General features: G+C 68.5%; 19 protein-coding genes. 14 read left to right on the top strand and 5 right to left on the bottom strand.

Annotation, left to right across the window (positions count from 1 at the left end):
• Positions 1-14: 14 nt before the first annotated feature.
• The 14 genes from NDI56_RS14450 to NDI56_RS14385 all read left to right on the top strand — a co-directional run bounded on the left by NDI56_RS14450 (position 15) and on the right by NDI56_RS14385 (position 11,166).
• Positions 15-1,166: a TIGR00341 family protein gene (locus tag NDI56_RS14450; RefSeq protein WP_310920316.1), complete on the top strand. Its 1,152-nt coding sequence runs from the start codon at positions 15-17 to the stop codon at positions 1,164-1,166.
• The gene (locus NDI56_RS14445) at positions 1,163-2,281 is read left to right on the top strand and encodes a DUF7972 family membrane protein (RefSeq protein WP_310920315.1); all 1,119 of its coding nucleotides are present in this window, start codon (positions 1,163-1,165) and stop codon (positions 2,279-2,281) included. Before NDI56_RS14450 ends, NDI56_RS14445 begins: the two co-directional genes overlap by 4 nt.
• A 92-nt stretch (positions 2,282-2,373) precedes the next feature.
• Positions 2,374-3,165 (top strand): DUF2182 domain-containing protein, encoded by a 792-nt coding sequence (locus NDI56_RS14440; RefSeq protein ID WP_310920314.1) that lies wholly within the window; start codon positions 2,374-2,376, stop codon positions 3,163-3,165.
• Positions 3,166-3,176: 11 nt separating this feature from the next.
• A complete protein-coding gene (locus NDI56_RS14435) occupies positions 3,177-4,175 on the top strand; it encodes a beta propeller repeat protein (protein WP_310920313.1) in 999 nt (332 codons plus the stop codon).
• Positions 4,172-4,390, top strand: coding sequence for a heavy-metal-associated domain-containing protein (locus NDI56_RS14430; RefSeq protein ID WP_310920312.1), 219 nt, complete (start codon positions 4,172-4,174; stop codon positions 4,388-4,390). Before NDI56_RS14435 ends, NDI56_RS14430 begins: the two co-directional genes overlap by 4 nt.
• Positions 4,390-5,895 carry a permease gene (locus NDI56_RS14425; RefSeq protein WP_310920311.1) on the top strand — a complete coding sequence of 502 codons (1,506 nt, stop codon included), beginning with the start codon at positions 4,390-4,392 and terminating at the stop codon, positions 5,893-5,895. The genes NDI56_RS14430 and NDI56_RS14425 overlap by 1 nt, the downstream gene beginning before the upstream one ends.
• Positions 5,892-7,193, top strand: a complete 1,302-nt coding sequence (locus tag NDI56_RS14420; RefSeq protein WP_310920310.1) for an MFS transporter — start codon at positions 5,892-5,894, stop codon at positions 7,191-7,193. The genes NDI56_RS14425 and NDI56_RS14420 overlap by 4 nt, the downstream gene beginning before the upstream one ends.
• Entirely contained in the window at positions 7,190-8,740 is a 1,551-nt protein-coding gene (locus NDI56_RS14415; RefSeq protein WP_310920309.1) for a cbb3-type cytochrome c oxidase subunit I, read from the top strand. The genes NDI56_RS14420 and NDI56_RS14415 overlap by 4 nt, the downstream gene beginning before the upstream one ends.
• Positions 8,741-8,816: 76 nt before the next feature.
• Positions 8,817-9,056: a hypothetical protein gene (locus NDI56_RS14410; RefSeq protein WP_310920308.1), complete on the top strand. Its 240-nt coding sequence runs from the start codon at positions 8,817-8,819 to the stop codon at positions 9,054-9,056.
• Positions 9,046-9,375, top strand: coding sequence for a hypothetical protein (locus NDI56_RS14405; protein WP_310920307.1), 330 nt, complete (start codon positions 9,046-9,048; stop codon positions 9,373-9,375). Before NDI56_RS14410 ends, NDI56_RS14405 begins: the two co-directional genes overlap by 11 nt.
• Positions 9,372-9,686, top strand: a complete 315-nt coding sequence (locus NDI56_RS14400; RefSeq protein WP_310920306.1) for a hypothetical protein — start codon at positions 9,372-9,374, stop codon at positions 9,684-9,686. The genes NDI56_RS14405 and NDI56_RS14400 overlap by 4 nt, the downstream gene beginning before the upstream one ends.
• Positions 9,686-9,808, top strand: coding sequence for a hypothetical protein (locus NDI56_RS14395; protein WP_310920305.1), 123 nt, complete (start codon positions 9,686-9,688; stop codon positions 9,806-9,808). The genes NDI56_RS14400 and NDI56_RS14395 overlap by 1 nt, the downstream gene beginning before the upstream one ends.
• Positions 9,808-10,710, top strand: a complete 903-nt coding sequence (locus NDI56_RS14390) for a WD40/YVTN/BNR-like repeat-containing protein (protein WP_310920304.1) — start codon at positions 9,808-9,810, stop codon at positions 10,708-10,710. The genes NDI56_RS14395 and NDI56_RS14390 overlap by 1 nt, the downstream gene beginning before the upstream one ends.
• 66 nt (positions 10,711-10,776) lie before the next feature.
• Positions 10,777-11,166 carry a secondary thiamine-phosphate synthase enzyme YjbQ gene (locus NDI56_RS14385; RefSeq protein ID WP_310920303.1) on the top strand — a complete coding sequence of 130 codons (390 nt, stop codon included), beginning with the start codon at positions 10,777-10,779 and terminating at the stop codon, positions 11,164-11,166.
• Positions 11,167-11,220: 54 nt separating this feature from the next.
• On the opposite strand, the gene NDI56_RS14380 is transcribed toward NDI56_RS14385, so the two are convergent.
• From NDI56_RS14380 to NDI56_RS14360, 5 genes are read right to left on the bottom strand one after another with little or no spacing between them, the layout of a single operon-like run.
• Positions 11,221-12,135 (bottom strand): metallophosphoesterase family protein, encoded by a 915-nt coding sequence (locus tag NDI56_RS14380; protein ID WP_310920302.1) that lies wholly within the window; start codon positions 12,133-12,135, stop codon positions 11,221-11,223.
• Positions 12,132-13,148, bottom strand: a complete 1,017-nt coding sequence (locus tag NDI56_RS14375; protein WP_310920301.1) for an ABC transporter ATP-binding protein — start codon at positions 13,146-13,148, stop codon at positions 12,132-12,134. Before NDI56_RS14375 ends, NDI56_RS14380 begins: the two co-directional genes overlap by 4 nt.
• 3 nt (positions 13,149-13,151) lie before the next feature.
• Positions 13,152-13,985, bottom strand: a complete 834-nt coding sequence (locus NDI56_RS14370; RefSeq protein WP_310920300.1) for an ABC transporter permease — start codon at positions 13,983-13,985, stop codon at positions 13,152-13,154.
• Positions 13,985-14,914, bottom strand: a complete 930-nt coding sequence (locus NDI56_RS14365; RefSeq protein WP_310920298.1) for an ABC transporter permease — start codon at positions 14,912-14,914, stop codon at positions 13,985-13,987. Before NDI56_RS14365 ends, NDI56_RS14370 begins: the two co-directional genes overlap by 1 nt.
• Positions 14,915-14,917: 3 nt before the next feature.
• A complete protein-coding gene (locus NDI56_RS14360) occupies positions 14,918-16,060 on the bottom strand; it encodes an extracellular solute-binding protein (RefSeq protein ID WP_310920296.1) in 1,143 nt (380 codons plus the stop codon).
• Between the last annotated feature and the right edge of the window lie 86 nt (positions 16,061-16,146).

Below are 16,146 nucleotides of genomic sequence, written 5' to 3'. Positions count from 1 at the left end.
GTAGTACTCACAATATGACAGAAGATTCACAGAAATCGACTCGTACCGACACCGACAGGCTCTCGGCCGAGCGTCGGACCCGCGACGACCGCGGCGAGCTGGCGATGAGCGAGGAGAACATGCGTCTCCTCGAAATCCTCGTCCTCTCCGCGGACGTGCGGGCGAAAGTAACCGATATCCTCGACGCGGACGACCTGGACTACGTCGTCGCCGACGGCGGTGACGACGACAGCGCTACCGTCTCGGCCCCGATTCCGGCCGAATCCGTCGAACACGTCCAGCGTCGGCTGGAGGGACTCGACATCCACGACGAGCTCTACACCGTCGTCGTCGACACGGAGGCCGTCGTCTCCGACCGCTTCGAGACCGAAGCGAAGTACACGACCGTCAGCGGGCTCGGCTATCAGGGCGTCTCGCGGAGCGAACTCCACGCCACCGCGACGAACCTGATGCCCGACCTCACCATCTACACGCTCCTGACCGCGATAAGCGCCATCGTGGCCGCGGCGGGCGTGCTGTTGAACTCGCTACCGGTGCTGGTCGGCTCGATGGTCATCGCCCCGCTCATCGGCCCTATCATGGCCGCGAGCGTGGCCACCATCATCAGCGACGACGCGATGGCCGAACGCAGCTGGAAGTACCAGCTCGTCGGGCTCTCCGTCGCCGGCGTCAGCTCGACTCTCTTCTCCGTGCTCATCCGCTTTACCTCGCTGGTAGCGCCGGGGATCACGGCCACCGAACTGCTCCAGCTCAGCAGCCACACCGCGCCGAACCTCCTGCTGGTCGTCGTCGCGCTGGCGGCCGGCTTCGCGGGCGCGCTCAGCATCTCGACCGGCGGGGGTATCGACCTCGTCGGCGTGATGATATCCGCCGCGATCATGCCGCCCATCGGCGTGATGGGCGTCGCCGTCGCCTGGGGCCAGCCCGGCGTGGTCGTCGGCTCGCTGGCCGTCGTGCTGGTGAACCTGGCCTCGGTGAGCCTCGCTGCCATCGTCAGCCTCTGGTATCTCGGGTACCACCCCGAGAGCCTTCAGGAGCTACGCAAGGCCCGCAGCACCGTCATGGCCCGCGTCGTCGGCCTCGTGGTAATCATCCTCTCGGTCTCGGTCGTGCTCGCTCACGTCTCGGGCACCGGGCTCCCGTCGCCGCTCGGAGTCCTGGTATGAGTACCGACCGCGAGTGGGGTGAGCTGGCCGCCAGCGTGCTGACAGGCGCCGTCCGGCTACTCACGATCCTCGGCCACGGTATCTGGGTCGGCACCCGGACGGCCGTCGTCGGCCTCCTGCTCGTTACCGCGCTCCTGGCCAACGAGGAGCGACGGGCCCGCGCGCGCCGCTGGTTCCTGCTCGAAGGGGACCGGTGGGTCATCGCGGGCATCCTCGTCGTCGCCGTGTTCGTGGTCTCGTTCGTCCTCGGGCTCGTCGACGTCGTCGGCGTCGCGGAGCCGGCCTTCGTGACGACGATGTTCAGCGGCATCATCGGCGGGCTGTTCTCCTTCGTCCCCATCGTCATCTCGGTCAACCAGCTCACCATCTCCTCGCTGTTTGGCACGCCGGCCGAACTCCGCTCGGAGATAGAGAGCGTCGACCACCTCCGGACCGCCATCGAGACGATGCACCCCGACGAGCCGGTCAGTTCGACCGAGCCCTCGGAGTTCCTCTGGGTCGTCGTCGAGGTGATACACGACCGGGCCGACGCGCTCTGTGACGCCGTTCCCGAGGACACGGCCGCCCGCGAAGCGGTCGATATGTACCTCGACGTCATCCGGACGCAGGTGAGCGACCTCAACCGCACGCTGGGCGACCAGCGCAACCGGCTGTTCACCGTCTTGCTCCCGATGATGGGCGACGGCTACTCCCGGAACATCAACGACATCCGGCGCATCCGCACCGAGTACGAGGACACCCTCACCGAGGAGGCCATGGACCAGCTAGCGGAGCTCAAGGAGCTGTTCGTCGAGCTGGACATCCTCCGGCAGTACTTCAAGTCGATGTACATCCAGCAGGAGCTGTCCTACCTCTCCCGGATGGTCGGCTACACGGGCATCGGCGCGTTCCTGATAGCCGTCTTCCTCGTCATGCTGTTCTCGAACGGCCAGCCCCTGTCGAACCACCAGTTCGTCCTCGAAGCGCTGGTGAGTCTCGGCGTGGCGGCGGCGACGGCACCCTTCGCGATGCTGGTGTCGTTCATCGTCAGAATCGGCACCATCGCCCAGCGGACCGCCGCCTCCGGCGCGTTCACGCCGCCCCGGGAGAGCTCCGACCACGCGACCCACCGCTGAGTCGCTCCCGTTCCGTTCTCTACGGCCGCCCCATCGTGGCGGTCGCTATCGACGCACAGTGTGACCGACCGAACCCTGCGACCACTCCACCAATGGAAACCGACAAACTCCGTAGTTACACGAACCGACTCCAGACCGAACTCACGCCGGGCGAGCTCCCGGCGGTGACCGCCGCGATGGCAGCCATCGCCGCGCTCGCGTGGGTCGCGATGTTCGACGGCTGGCTCCCCATGCCGATGCCCGAGACGGGGCCGATGTCGGCGCCGGGCATCCCCGAAGCCATCGGGACCTCGAACGGCCTCGGCGGCGTCGTCGCCTACCTCCTGATGTTCGGGGTGATGATGATCGCGATGATGTACCCCGCGATGGTCCCGTTCGTCCGCCGCTACGCGGACGCAGTCGAGGGGTCCACGGCCGACGTGGCCACCGCCGCTGGCGGCTTCCTCGCCGCGTACTCGCTGGTGTGGACGGCCGTCGGCGTCGTGCCCCTGGCGCTCGACGCCCTCGTCGACGTCCACGGGCTCCTCGCGAGCCACGGCGCGTTCGTGCTGGGCGGGGCGCTGGTGGCCGCCGGCCTCTACCAGTTCTCCGACTACAAGCAGCGGACGCTCGCGGACTGCTGTGGCGACGTCGGGAGCGTCACCGGCGAGCTCGGCCCGGCGCTCCGTGACGGTCTCGACCACGGTATCGAGTGTGTCCGCTGTACGGGCTTCCTGATGGCGCTGCTGGTCGTGCTGGGCACGATGAACGCCTTCATGATGCTCCTCGTGACGTTCGTCGTCACCCTCGAACGCCACGCCGGCTCGGAGATCGCGACCTCGGTCGGGCTGCTGGCCACGGCGAGCGGGCTGGTCGTCTGGCTGTTCGGCGTCTCACCGCTCTAGGAGGATATAGTATGGATCCATCACACGCCGAGCGGACGGCGACGGCAGGCGACCGGGACCGAACGCCGACGCGGCGACAGTTTCTCGCCGCGGGCGGGCTCGCGGCGCTGGGCGCGCTCGCCGGCTGTGGGGGACAGAACACCCCCCACGGCTGGGTCGAGGCCAGCGTCCCCGGCAGCGGCGCGCTCTACGACGTGGCGATGACGGACGCCGGCCCACACGCCGTCGGGGAGGCCGGGCGCATCGTCGCCCGGACCGACGCCGAGTGGCGCGGGGTCGTCGCCGACGGCCCGAACGGGAACCAGACGACACTGACCGCCGTCGACGTCACCGACGACGCCCGTCGGCTGTGGGCCGCGGGCTCCAGCGGCGCGCTCGTCCAGTACGACACGGCCAGTGGCTCGCTCGTCGACTTCTCCGCGCCGCTGGGCAAGACCAGCAGCTGGGAGGCCGTCGCCGTGACGGGCCGGACCGGCTCCGAGCGCGTCCACCTCGTCAACGGCTCCGGGGAGCTGCTCTCCGGGCGGGTCGGGCCCGATTCGGTCCAGTGGGGCCAGGTGAGCAAACCCACCGGCGGCGAGAGCGCGACCGCGCTCGATTTCGCCGGCGGCACCGGCTTCCTCACCGACACCGGCGGCGGCATCTACCGCACGACGGGCGACGACTGGACGGCGGTCGGGCCCGGGCTGGACGACACGGTCCACGACCTCTCGGCCACCGAGCGGGGCCTCGCGACCGTCGTGACCGACGGCGGCACCGTCCGCCTGTTCACGGGCTACAACTGGCTCGACCTCGCCTCGACCGAGTCGGCGCTCCACGCCGTCGACTCCTGGGAGGCACACGGAGTCGCCGCCGGCGTCGACGGCGTCGTCTACGAATTGGACAGAAACGGCTGGGAGCAACAGGACTCGCCCACCTCGGCGACTATCCACGGCGTCACGCTCGGGCGGGACACCTACTCCGACGTGGCCGTCGGGGCGAACAACACGGTCATGGAGCGGTTCGCATGACCGGCTCGGAGTACGGCCGGACCGAGCTGGCGGTCGACGGGATGGTGTGTGCGAACTGCGAGCAGCTGGTGGCGGCGGCGGTCGTCGACGTGCCGGGCGTCAGCCGCGCCTCGGCCGACGCCGACAGCGGGACCGTCGTGGTCCACGCCGACCCGGACGCCGTCCCGGTCGTCCGCGAGGCCATCGCGGCCACCGGCTTCGGTGTCGAGTCGTGATGGTTCTCGAAGCGTTCGTCCGGCTGGTGACGCTGGTCGGCGAGATGGTCTGGGACACCTGGTGGGCGCTCGTCCTTGGCTTCGCGCTCTCGGGCGCCGTCGAGGCGTTCGTCAGCGAAGAGCGGATGCAGCGGGCGCTCGGCGACGACGGCTGGGAGCAACTGGGTCTCGCGGGCGTCCTCGGTGCGGCCTCCTCCAGTTGCTCGTACTCCGCCGTCGGCACGACCAAGACCCTGTTCAAGAAGGGGGCCTCCGGCGCCGCGAGCCTCGGCGTGTTCATGTTCGCGAGCACCGACCTCGTCGTCGAGCTCGGGCTGGTCATGTTCGTCCTGCTGGGCTGGCAGTTCGTCGTCGGCGAGTACTTCGGCGGCATCGTCGCCGTCCTCGTGCTGGCGGCGATATTCAAGTATCTCGTCCCGGAGGCGTGGGTCGAGACCGCCCGCGAGCACGCCCGCGCCGCCGACGGTATCACCTGTGGCGGCTGTGACGCCGAGATGGACCCCGAGGCGGACGACGCCCTGCGCGTCGAGAGCGAGACGGGCGTCGAGCACTTCTGCTGTGGCGGCTGTCAACGCGTCTACGAGGCCCGAACCGACGAGACCGTCGGGTGGCGAGAGCACCTCGCCTCGCCCGAGGGCTGGAAGAGCGCCGCCCGGGCCAGCATGAAAGACTGGGAGATGCTGTGGGACGACATCGCCGTCGGCTTCGTCGTCGCCGGGCTGGCCGGCGCCCTGATTCCGGCGGCCTGGTGGGCGGCGCTGTTCCCGGCGGAAGCGACCGTCGGCGGCGTCGTCGCGGCGACGGCGCTGGCCGTCGGCATCGGCGTGGTCACGTTCATGTGTTCGGTCGGGAACGTCCCGTTCGCGCTCGTCCTCTGGACGAACGGGCTCCCCTTCGGGGCCGTCCTGTCGTTCATCTACGCCGACCTGCTCATCCCGCCGCTGGTGAACGTCTACCGGCGGTACTACGGTGCCCGGATGGCGGCCGTCCTGACCGTGTCGCTCACCGCGGCGGCCTTCGTCGCCGGTATCGCCGCCCACTATCTGGTCGGTCTCACCATCGCGCCCCCGACCGGAACCGTCGGCGGGACCGTCCCCGACAGCTACACGCTGGCGCTGAACGCGGTGTTCACCCCGGTGTTCCTCGCTCAGGCCTATCTGGTGTACGGACGCGAGGGGCTGGCCCGACGCGTCGACACCGTGGTGGGTGCGCTGACCCGTGCACTCGCCGTCGCCGTCGGGCTGGGCGCCGGTGCGCTCGTCCTCGCACGCGCGGTCTGGATATGGAACGGTCACTTCCGGCGGTGTTCGGCCCCGGCCCGCGAGCAGCTCGGCGGGACCGTCCGGCGCTGGTTCATGGCCCTGACCGCCCTCGTCGTGGCCGCCAGCGAGGCCTGGCGGTTGACCCGCGAGCGCCTCGACGAGGAGTATCTGGACGACACGGACGACGGGTCCGGCCCGCTTCGGTGGGTCCTGCATCGATTCCGCGACGGCGGGGGCCGGTGACGCCCGTGCTCGACGCCTCACTCTCGCGGCTCCGCGCCGGGGCCGCGTCCTCGCGCCGGCAGCTCCGCGCCGTCGGCGCGTCGCTCTCGCAGCTCGACACCGACCGCGCGGTCGGGCCGACGGTCGGCGCCGCCGTCGTCTTCGACGCGCTCGTCTACGCCAGCGTCCGGTACGCGCCGGAGTACCTGCGGCTGCTCGGCACGTCGCCCGTCGCCATCGGCCTGTTCGGGAGCGTCGGCATCGCGGTCAGTCGGCTGGGCGCGCGGCGGAGCGGCGGCCCCTCCAGGTGGCTCGCCGCCGGGCTCGCCGCGCTCGGCCTCTTCTGCTGGACGGTCGCGGGAGCCGTCGGCGGCGCGGCCGTGTTACTCGTCGCCGGGACCGTGCTCGTCGGTCCGTGGTGTGCCGACTCGGCGGACCGACTCGGTCGGTCCGTGACCGAACGGGGCTACTCCGGCTACCACCTCACGCCCGTCGACGGCCGCTCAGGGGTCGCTATATTCGGGATGCTGGTCGTGACAGTCGTGCTCGCGGCCGGGACCGTCCTCGCCGGCCTCCGGGTCGCGATGGCGCTCGCGACCACCTTCGGCGTCGCCGTGACAGTCGCCGCCGTCGTCGAGGACCCCCCACGACTCGACGCCGTAGGGGCCATCGGGCTCCCGTCCCTGCCGACCGCGGTTCCGAAGCCACACCTCGTTCCGGGCCGGCTCGTGGCGGCCGTTCGGGCGGTCCCGGCCGGCGCCCGCGCGCTCGTCTTCGGCTCGACGCTGGTGACGATGGCCCCCGCCGCGGTGTCGGTGTTCGTCGTCGTCACCGTGACGACGACACTTGACCCGTCGCTGACGGTCGCCGGCGCACAGCTCGGCTCGGCGGCCGCCTTCGGGCTCTTGCTCTCGACCGAACTGGTCGTCGGCGCCGCGAGCTACCGGTTCGGCGACGCGCTCGAACGGTGGCTGGGCTCGAAACCCCTCGCCATCTGGGGGCTGTTCGTCTCTGCGACCTTCCCCCTGTTGCTGGTCGGCGTCGCGCCCGAGTTCACCTCTTTCGTCGTCCTCTTTGCCCTCTATGGCACGCGGTTCGGCGCGGTCGCCGCCCGACAGCGGCTCCTCGCTGACGCCGTTCCCGACACGGCAGGCCGGACGCTCCCGGCGACGACCCGGACAGTCCGTGACGCGATGGTCGTGGTCGCGCCCGCTATCGGCGGCGTTCTCTACGGCGCGAGCCCGACACTCGCCTTCGGCGCCGCGACGACCGTCGGCGCGGTCGGCCTGCGCGAGTACGTCCGGGCCTGCTATCTATGAGCCCGGCCGCGACGGCCGCCGTTCCCGACGACCTCAGACGGTGGCTGACGACGCTCGACCACGCCGACATCGGCCGGCTCTACCTCGCGTTCGCGACCGTCGCCGGGCTCTGGGGCGCGACCGACGGGATGGCCATCCGGACCGAGCTGCTCTCGCCGGCGGCGGGTGTCTGGGGCCCGTCGACCTACGCCGCCTTCTTCACGACCCACGGGCTGACGATGCTGTTCTTCTTCGCGACGCCCGCGGCCTTCGGCTTCGCGAACCTGGTCGTGCCGGCCCTCGTCGGGGCCGACGACATGGCGTTCCCGCGGGTCAACGCGGTCGCCTTCTGGCTGCTCCCGCCGGCGCTGTTGCTCGCCCGTTCGGGCATCATCCTCGGCATGCTGGGGCTGCCGGTCGACCCGCCGGGGACCGGGTGGACGTTCTACCCGCCTATGGCCGTCGAGAAGCCAAACGTTGGCATCGACCTCGTGCTCGTCGGCCTCCACCTGAGCGGGGTCAGCACCATCGCGAGCTCGGTCAACCTCATCGTCACCATCTGCTTCGAGCGGTCGGTCGGCTGGCACCGGCTCTCGGTGTTCTCCTGGTCGATACTCACGACCGCCGGGCTGGTGCTGTTCGCGTTCCCGGTGCTTGGCAGCGCTATCCTGATGTTGCTCGCGGACCGCAACGTCGGGACGGTGTTTTTCGCCGTCGGCGGCGGCAGCCCGATTCTCTGGCAACACCTGTTCTGGTTTTTCGGCCATCCGGAGGTGTACATCCTCGTCCTGCCGTCGATGGGCATCATCAGCTACGTCCTGCCGAAGTTCTGCGGGCGGCGGCTCTTTGGCTTCCGGTACGTCGTCTACTCGACGCTGGCCATCGGCGTCCTCTCCTTCGGCGTCTGGGCCCATCACATGTTCACGACGGGGCTCGACCCTCGGCTCTCGGCGTCCTTTATGGCCGTCTCGCTGGCCATCGCCGTCCCGAGCGCGGTCAAGACGTTCAACTGGATCACGACGCTGTGGAACGGCGCCATCCGGCTGACCGGTCCGATGCTGTTCTGTCTCGGCGCGGTCGGCTTCTTCGTCGTCGGCGGTGTCACCGGCGTGTTCCTCGCCGCCATTCCCGTCGACCTCGTGCTCCACGACACCTACTACGTCGTCGCGCACTTCCACTTCGTCCTCGTCGGAACCATCGTCTACGCCCTCTTTGCGGCCGGCTACTACTGGTTCCCGCTGCTGACCGGCTCGCGCTGTGACCCACTGCTCGCCCGGACCCACTTCTGGCTGAGCACGCTCGGGACGCTCCTCACCTTCGGCGCCATGCTCGGGCTGGGGTATGCGGCCCTCCCCCGGCGGATGGCGACCTACCCCGCCCGGTTCGCGCCCCTCCAGACGGTCGCGACGGTCGGGGCGTTCGTGCTCGGCGTGGCCCAGCTGTTCTGGCTCTGGAACGTGGTCGTCTCCGCCCGCGGCCCGCCCGCCGACGACGACCCGTGGGACCTCGGCCGGCACGGGCGACTCCCACGCGAGTGGGCGTGGTTCCGGCGGCGACGCGAGGAGTAGCTGCGGTCGGTACTCAGGCCGACGACGGGTTCGAGCCCCGTCCGCAGTGTGGCGGTTCGCCGCCAGTGATATCGCTATGCACGACCACACCAGTGACGCGGCTTCGGCGAGGGACAAGTGGGTCCCCCGCCGGCCGCTCGACGTGGCGCCACCCGGCCAGTTCCGGCCGGTTGGCGCCGACAGTCGCATCGACCAGCAGTTGACCACCACCGACGACGCGCCCGAACTGTTCGACGACCGGGCCACGCGGCGCGGCCCCGACGACTCGGCCGGCGACCTGCCCGACGAAACGGAGGTGCCCGGCGATGCTCCTTAGCCAGACCATCACCGCGGTCGTCCTCGCCTTCCTCGCTATCGGTCCGGCCATCTACTACCTGGTCCCGCTGGGGCCGACCGGCGCCACCCCGTCCTACGAGCGCGCCGTCGCTATCGCGCTGGCCGGCTTCGCTATCGGCGGCCTCGGGACCTTCCTGCTCGGCTGGATTCCCCTGCTGGGCCGGCTCGTCGCGCCCGCCTCCTGGGTCGGCGTGTTGCTGTTGCTCGACGACATCGACAAGCCCACCGCGGCCGGTGTCGGTCTCGTCAGCTGGCTCATCTCGGCGGTCGCCTTCGCCATCACGGGGATGCTAGTATGAACGAGGCCATCGCGCTCTCTGTGCTCCAGCTCGTCGCGCTGACCATCCCGCCAATCGCGGTGCTCATCCAGATGGTCCGCAAGTCCGAGAACCTCCCGTGGCGGATGCGCAAGCTCAGCTTCGGGCTCGCGCTCACCAGCGCGCTGTCGTTCATCGGCACGGGTGCGGCCGTCACCGGCTACATCCTGTTGAACACGTCGCTCGGCCCGCTGCTCCAGCTCGGCCTCGGACTCACCGTCTTCGGCCTGATACCCTTCGCCGCGTTCATCGGCGTCCTCTACCAGGAGCACAAGGCCGCCGTGGGACCGTGATGACCGACAGCGACCCGCTTCGAGACACCTCCCTCTTCGACCTCATGATACACGACAGACACGGCCTGACTGTGGTACCGACGGCGTCCCACCGGCGACACGACCTCGGGGGTGAGCGCTGATGTTCGGCAGCGAGTCCGACGACGAGACCGACACCGACACCGGCTGGGCGGCGGTCGACTCACCGACCGAGAAGACGCTGACCGGCGTGGTGATGACCGTCGCCGGTCCGGTCGCCGTCGGCGGCAGCGGCAACGTCATCGCCCGCTTCGAGGACAGCTGGGAGGTCGTCATCGACGGCGGGCCCGCCGCTCGCCGGAACAAGCTCACCGACGTCGACGTCTCCGACGACGGCAAGAGCGTCTGGTTCTGTGGCTCCAGCGGCGCGCTGGGTCGGTACGACATCCCGACCAGACAGAAGTACGACTACTCCGCCCCCAAGGAGAAGACGAGCACCTGGGAGACCGTCGCCGTCGCCGGTGAGGCCGGCGACGAACGCCTCTACGCCGCCAACGGTTCCGGCGAGGTGATGGACGCCACCGTCGACGGCGAGGGCTGTGCGACCTTCGGTGACGTCGTCAAACCCGGTTCCGGGTCGACTATCACCGCCCTCTCGTTCGGTAACGGCAACTGCTACGCTATCGACACGAGCGGCAACGTCTTTCTCACGGACGGCGAGGAGTGGACCGACATCGGCATCCGGAACGCCCAGGTAAACTTCTTCGACGTGGCCGCCCACGACGGCGCCGTCTTCGTCGCCGCCGGCGGCGGCCTGGTGTACCGATACGACCGCCCCTGCCGGAACTGGACGCCCGTTCAGGCCGGCGAGGGGCTGTTGCGAGCCATCGACGTGACCGACGAGCGCGACATCGTCGTCGGCGCCGGCGGCAATGCCTTCGAACAGCGCCCGAAGGAGGTGTGGAAACCCGTCGAGACGACGGTCGAAGTCGTCCTCCACGACGTCGCTCTGGGCGAGACCGACGTGGCCGTCGGCGAGGCCGGTACCGTCATCGAACGGTCGTGACCACCGGAGCCAGTGGGCGGTCCCAGTCCGGTGACGTTCTTGTCCGAGCCCGCCGAACGGTTCGGTATGCCGATCCAGATCGAGACCACCGACCGCCTCGACGTCGTCGACATCACCGCCGAGGTCGAGCGTGCCGTCCCAGCGGAGTTCGACAGCGGCCTCTGTACCGTCTTCGTCGAGCACACCACGGCCGGCGTCGTGGTCAACGAGGCAGAACAGCGCCTGCTCGGTGATATCGAGGGGTATCTCGAACGCCTCGTTCCCGACGCGGACGGCTACGCCCACGACGAACTCGACGGCAACGCCGACTCCCATCTCCGGACGCTGCTGCTGGACGAGAGCGTCTCTGTGCCGGTCAGGGAGGGAGCGCTCGCGCTCGGGACCTGGCAGTCCGTGCTTCTCGTCGACTGTGACGGCCCGCGGACGCGGTCGGTGACGGTGACGTGTACGTCGTAGGCGCTGTGACGATACGGCTTCGGTCCCCGTGACCGCGACCGGTCAGCCTGTCGCTCACCCGCGCGTCTCCAGCGGGAGATCACCGAGCCGACGGTCGATAGACTCCAGGATTCCGACCGCGAGGGGCTTGCCCCGTCGGGCGTGCCGACGGGCCTCGGCGACCGCCGTCGCATCGGCCAGCGGCGCGAGCCGAACGTCGGTGCCGCTCGGTCCGATCCGGATATCCAGCATCGCCTGTGGATAGGAACAGACCGCCGGTGCGATGACCTCCTTCGGACCCCGGTGGTCGAGGACGGCGGGCACGTGATGGTGCGCACTCAAGACGAGCGCTACGTCGTTGGCGACCAGTATCTCCCTCGTCTCCCTCGCGTCGTCGACCGGGAAGTTCGCCCAGTTCCCGCCCGGGTTCTCCGGCAGCGAACCGAGGTTGTGATGCAGCAGGACGATCGGCTGTTCGAGCCCCGGCAGCGTGTCGCTGAGCCACCGGCGGGTTGTTGCACCCACCCGACCACCCCACGTATCACGGAGCGCCCCGGTCCGGTCGGTCGCCGTATCGATACCGACGAGCGTCACCCCTCCGAGCTTCCACGTGAACGGAAGCCCGGGCGTGTACCGCTCCGCGAACGCCGACACGGGAATCCCCGAGTGCTCGTCGAACGCTTTCGGCACATCGTGGTTCCCCGGAACGGCGACCCGTGGCACCGACAGTTCCGAGAGGCAGCTCTCGACACGCTCGAAGCTGTCCGCCCGGCCGTCCCCGGTGAGGTCGCCCAGGAGGACAGCCATATCACAGCTGTTGGCGAAGTCGCAGGCGCGCTCGAACCGTGCTTCGCTCCGATGGGCGACCTTCCAGGTCCCAGTGCCCTCGGTCACGTGCGGGTCGGCGATAACGGCGAGTCGGTGTCGGTTCTCGGTGCGTGGCCGAGCCAGCCGGGCGAGCAACGGACCGACAGCGCTGTGGGCGGTCACTGTGTCAGGACGTGCAGTCGCTCGCGGTCGACGGAGAGTGATACCTCTGTGTCTTCGGGAACGCCGTCAGGGTCGAACCGGAGCGTCAACTCGCGCCCGTCCGGTGTTCGCGCCGTCGCACGGACGTGTTCACCGACGTAGAACCGGTTCTCTATCGTCGCCTCGACCGGTCCCCCGTCGACGGTGAACGCCTCGGGGCGGGCGACGACCGTGACCTCCCCGTCCGGTGTCCCCGTCGGCGCGTCGAGGCGCGCGTGTCCGATGTCGATAGTACCGTTCCGGACCGTCCCGGGGAGCCGATTCGACGTGCCGACGAAATCCGCGACGAACTCGTTTGCGGGCTGTTCGTACACCGCCGTCGGCGTGCCGATCTGTTCGACGTCGCCGTCGTTCATCACGACGAGTCGGTCACACATCTCCATCGCCTGTTCCTGGTCGTGTGTGACGTACAGCGTCGTTACGCCGAGCTCGTCGAGCAACGCGCCGAGTTCCGTCCGGAGCGTCTGTTTCAGCTTCGCGTCCAGCCCGGTCATCGGCTCGTCGAGCAGGAGGAGCCGCGGCTCGATAGCGAGCGCTCGCGCGAGGCCGACACGCTGTTGTTGCCCGCCCGAGAGCGTCTGCGGGTCGCGGTCGGCCAGCGCTTCGATGTCGAGCATGTCGAGGAGCTCGTGGGCGCGGTCCCGCCGCTCGTCGGTGTCCACGCCGTGCATCTTCGGCCCGAAGGTGACGTTCTGCAAGACGCTCATGTTGTTGAACAGGGCGTACGACTGGAACACGAGCCCGACGTTCCGGTTCTCTGGCGGGACGTGCGTGACGTCCTCGGCGTCGTACTGAATCGTTCCTTCGGTGGCGGTCTCGAACCCGGCGACGAGCCGGAGCAGCGTCGTCTTTCCACAGCCCGAGGGACCGACAACGCCCATCGTTTCACCGTCGTCGATCGTCAGCGAGACGTCGTCGACGGCGAGCGTTTCGTCGTACCGTTTGGTGAGGTGGTGGAGTGAGACAGTGGTCACGAATCAGGCCCTCCGTCTCGCGCCGCGAGTCCCGACCAGCTGGAGCGAGATGGTCACGAGCGCTATCAACAGGAAGAACACGGACACCGCTGCGGCCGCGTTCAGGAACGAGGCGTTGGTGATGTTGTTGAAGAGGAATATCGACAGCGGCGGGGTCCCACGCGAGTAGACGATGTAGGAGAAGTTGAACTCCGCCGCGGCGAGCGTCCACGAGATAATCGAGCCGGCGACGATGCCCGCTTTCGCGTTCGGGACGATGACGGTCAGAAACGCCCGCGGCCAGGACGCCCCGAGCGAGCGTGCGCTCTCCTCTAGCTGCTGGAGGTCCATCGACTGGAAGCTCGACTGGACGGCCATGACCATGTACGGCGCTTTCAACAGCGAGTAGCCGATGACGAGCGCGACGCCGGACGTCGAGAGGTTCGGGTACGAGCGAAGGAACGCGATACCGAGGATGATTCCGGGCGCCAGCGGGAGGATAGCGAAGACGTTGACCCAGTCGCGACCGACAAAGTCGTAGCGGGCGATGGCGTACGCGATGGGGACGCCGACGACCAGATTGATAAGGACTCCGCCGAAGGCGAGCCCCGCGCTGTAGATCAGGGACGAGCCCACGGCGACGTCCGCACCGACCTCCGTTCCCATCGTCACGTCTTCCCAGTGGTCGAGCGTCGGCGGGCCGCTCGGAAGCGGCCCGACCCACTGGGTCGCGAACGACCCAGCGAACGTGAGCACGACGGGGAGCGTGAGAAAGAGCAGCGCCAGCCCGAACACGAACAGCACGAACGGGCGACCGAAGCGCGCCGAGAGGCTCCGTCCCCGGAACCGGCCCGCCATCAGATGCTCACCTCGGCGCTCGTGTAGCGAATCGCGAGCAGCGTGAACCCGAAGACACAGGCGAACCAGACCGTCGCCATCGCCGACGCGCCCGCGATGTTGAACCCGTTCCCCGCCCCGAGCTCTCGGTTTATCTGGAGCGTCCAGACGAGCAGGCTCTTCAGAATCAGAATCGTCCCGAAGATAGCCAGCGCCGTCCGGAACACGAGGATTACAGCGCCGATGACTCCGGGTTTGATCTGCTGGAACGTCACGTAGCGGAACGTCTCGAACGGTGTCGCACCGAGACTCCGAGCGGCTTCCTCCGCGTCGGTGTTCACTTCGGCGTACGTCCCGCGCAACAGCAGTAACGCGCGTGGAATCATCGAGTAGAGGTACGCGAAGAACAGCCCCGCGACGCCGGTCGCCGTCGCCAGCTCGGTCGGTGCTCGCCCCGACAGCACGGCGAAGACGTTCGTGACGATACCGGTGTTCCCCAGCAGGACGATTATCATGAACGCCGCGACGATGCCGGGCAGGCTGTTCGGGAAGGAGAGGACGGTCAGCAGAATCGGCTTCCCGGGGAGCTCGTACTTCTCCAGTGCGTGTGCGACCGGGATGGCGACCGCGACCGACGCGACCGTCGTCGCCACGGCGAACCAGAGCGTGTTGAACGCGATGGTCCGGTAGTACGGGTCGGTGACCAACTGCTCGTAGTGAAACAGCGTGAATCCCGCCGTGACGAGGCGCTTCTCGGAGACGCTCATCCGGAGCATCTCCGCGAGCGGCACGATTCCCGAGACCGACAGCAGTGTCAGGAACGGGAGACAGAGCGCGACGATTCGCCGCCGCTCTCGCTCGCGCTCGGAGGTCGGCCGGACCAGCGCCTCGACGGTCGCCCGAACCCGAACCCAGGGAGTGTTCGCTGTTGGTTCTATCTCGGCGGTCATCGCTTACAGACCGGCACCGCGCGTGATGTCCTGAATGATGCTCTGCTGTTTGTCGTTCAACGCCGTCTGGTCGACGGTGAACTCCGTTCGGTCGTACGTGCTCTGGTCGGGGAACTCGTCGGGCATATCCATCTCCGAGGCGCGGATGGGCCGAGCGTAGGCGTCGAGGAAATGCTGCTGGCCCTCGATGGAGAGCACGTAGTCCATGAACAGCTTCACCGCACCGGGGTTCGGCGCGTTCGCGAGCATCGCGTAGCCATAGAGGGCGTTGAACGCGCCCTCGTTCCCGTTCTCGCCGCTGAGCAGGGCGACACCGACGTCCTCCTCGGCCACGTCGTCGTTGTTGTATTTCAGGTCGAGACCGGAGTAGTCGTACCGGATGAACGACGCGTACTCCCCGCGCGTGAACTGTGCGAGGAAGTTATCGGTGTACTCCGCACCGCCCTCCTGAATCCGGTTGTAGTAGTCGATTACCGGCTGGACGTCGTCGAGACTCCCGCCGCGAGCGTTGTTGATGGACAGCGCTGCCGCGAGCCCGACAGCCGCCTGTGGCGTCTGGAGCGCGAGGTCTTTCATGATGTCGGGGTGGAGCAGGTCCTCCCACGTCTCCGGCTCGTCGAGCCCGCGCTCGTCGTAGAGGTCCTTCCGGTAGGTGAGCGCCGTCGTCACTTTCCGGGTGCCGGTACAGTGACCGTTCTCGGTTTTGGCGTTGTCCGGGACCTTGTCCCAGTTGGCGGGTTTGTACGTCTGTGTGAGCCCGTCCCGCATCGCCTGAATCGCGTAGCTGTAGCCGCCGTTGAACGCCGAGTGTGTCGGGTTCTGCGCGTGTGACCGCGCGTCCTTCAGCGCCTCACCGGACGAGCGGTCGTCGTCGTTGAGCTCGACGCCGTACTGCTGTTTGAAGGCTGCCATCACGGAGGGCCAGTTCATCCAGCCCGACTGGACGGCGTAGACGTACAGCTTCTCGTCGGTCGGGAAGTTCGCCGAGTTCACGGTCGTCTGTGAGTCGCCGTAGCCGACCTCGTACGTCTCTCCACCGCCCTGTCCGCCCCCGCCCAGGATACCCGAACAGCCGGCCAGCGCGGTCGCGACCGCGGCCGCGGAGCCTGTGAGCGCAGTTCGCCGGGAAACGCGTCTATCTTCCATGACATCCTGAAAGGACAATCAGGTGTGCATAAGCGGTTATATGATTGCTATATGTCCCGTTGGAACGTCACGTCCGGCTCCGTGGT

Source organism: Halomicroarcula saliterrae (assembly GCF_031624395.1).
Classification (GTDB): Archaea; Halobacteriota; Halobacteria; order Halobacteriales; family Haloarculaceae; genus Haloarcula; species Haloarcula saliterrae.
Note: the sequence above shows the minus strand (reverse complement) of the source record. Positions and strands in the feature narration are given on the sequence as shown.

Bases quoted from the DNA above. Each gene is read 5' to 3' on its own strand.
- NDI56_RS14450 (WP_310920316.1), top strand. From the start codon at position 15: ATGACAGAAGATTCACAGAAATCGACTCGTACCGACACCGACAGGCTC.
- NDI56_RS14445 (WP_310920315.1), top strand. From the start codon at position 1,163: ATGAGTACCGACCGCGAGTGGGGTGAGCTGGCCGCCAGCGTGCTGACA.
- NDI56_RS14440 (WP_310920314.1), top strand. From the start codon at position 2,374: ATGGAAACCGACAAACTCCGTAGTTACACGAACCGACTCCAGACCGAA.
- NDI56_RS14435 (WP_310920313.1), top strand. From the start codon at position 3,177: ATGGATCCATCACACGCCGAGCGGACGGCGACGGCAGGCGACCGGGAC.
- NDI56_RS14430 (WP_310920312.1), top strand. From the start codon at position 4,172: ATGACCGGCTCGGAGTACGGCCGGACCGAGCTGGCGGTCGACGGGATG.
- NDI56_RS14425 (WP_310920311.1), top strand. From the start codon at position 4,390: ATGGTTCTCGAAGCGTTCGTCCGGCTGGTGACGCTGGTCGGCGAGATG.
- NDI56_RS14415 (WP_310920309.1), top strand. From the start codon at position 7,190: ATGAGCCCGGCCGCGACGGCCGCCGTTCCCGACGACCTCAGACGGTGG.
- NDI56_RS14410 (WP_310920308.1), top strand. From the start codon at position 8,817: ATGCACGACCACACCAGTGACGCGGCTTCGGCGAGGGACAAGTGGGTC.
- NDI56_RS14405 (WP_310920307.1), top strand. From the start codon at position 9,046: ATGCTCCTTAGCCAGACCATCACCGCGGTCGTCCTCGCCTTCCTCGCT.
- NDI56_RS14400 (WP_310920306.1), top strand. From the start codon at position 9,372: ATGAACGAGGCCATCGCGCTCTCTGTGCTCCAGCTCGTCGCGCTGACC.
- NDI56_RS14395 (WP_310920305.1), top strand. From the start codon at position 9,686: ATGACCGACAGCGACCCGCTTCGAGACACCTCCCTCTTCGACCTCATG.
- NDI56_RS14390 (WP_310920304.1), top strand. From the start codon at position 9,808: ATGTTCGGCAGCGAGTCCGACGACGAGACCGACACCGACACCGGCTGG.
- NDI56_RS14385 (WP_310920303.1), top strand. From the start codon at position 10,777: ATGCCGATCCAGATCGAGACCACCGACCGCCTCGACGTCGTCGACATC.
- NDI56_RS14370 (WP_310920300.1), bottom strand. From the start codon at position 13,985: ATGGCGGGCCGGTTCCGGGGACGGAGCCTCTCGGCGCGCTTCGGTCGC.
- NDI56_RS14365 (WP_310920298.1), bottom strand. From the start codon at position 14,914: ATGACCGCCGAGATAGAACCAACAGCGAACACTCCCTGGGTTCGGGTT.
- NDI56_RS14360 (WP_310920296.1), bottom strand. From the start codon at position 16,060: ATGGAAGATAGACGCGTTTCCCGGCGAACTGCGCTCACAGGCTCCGCG.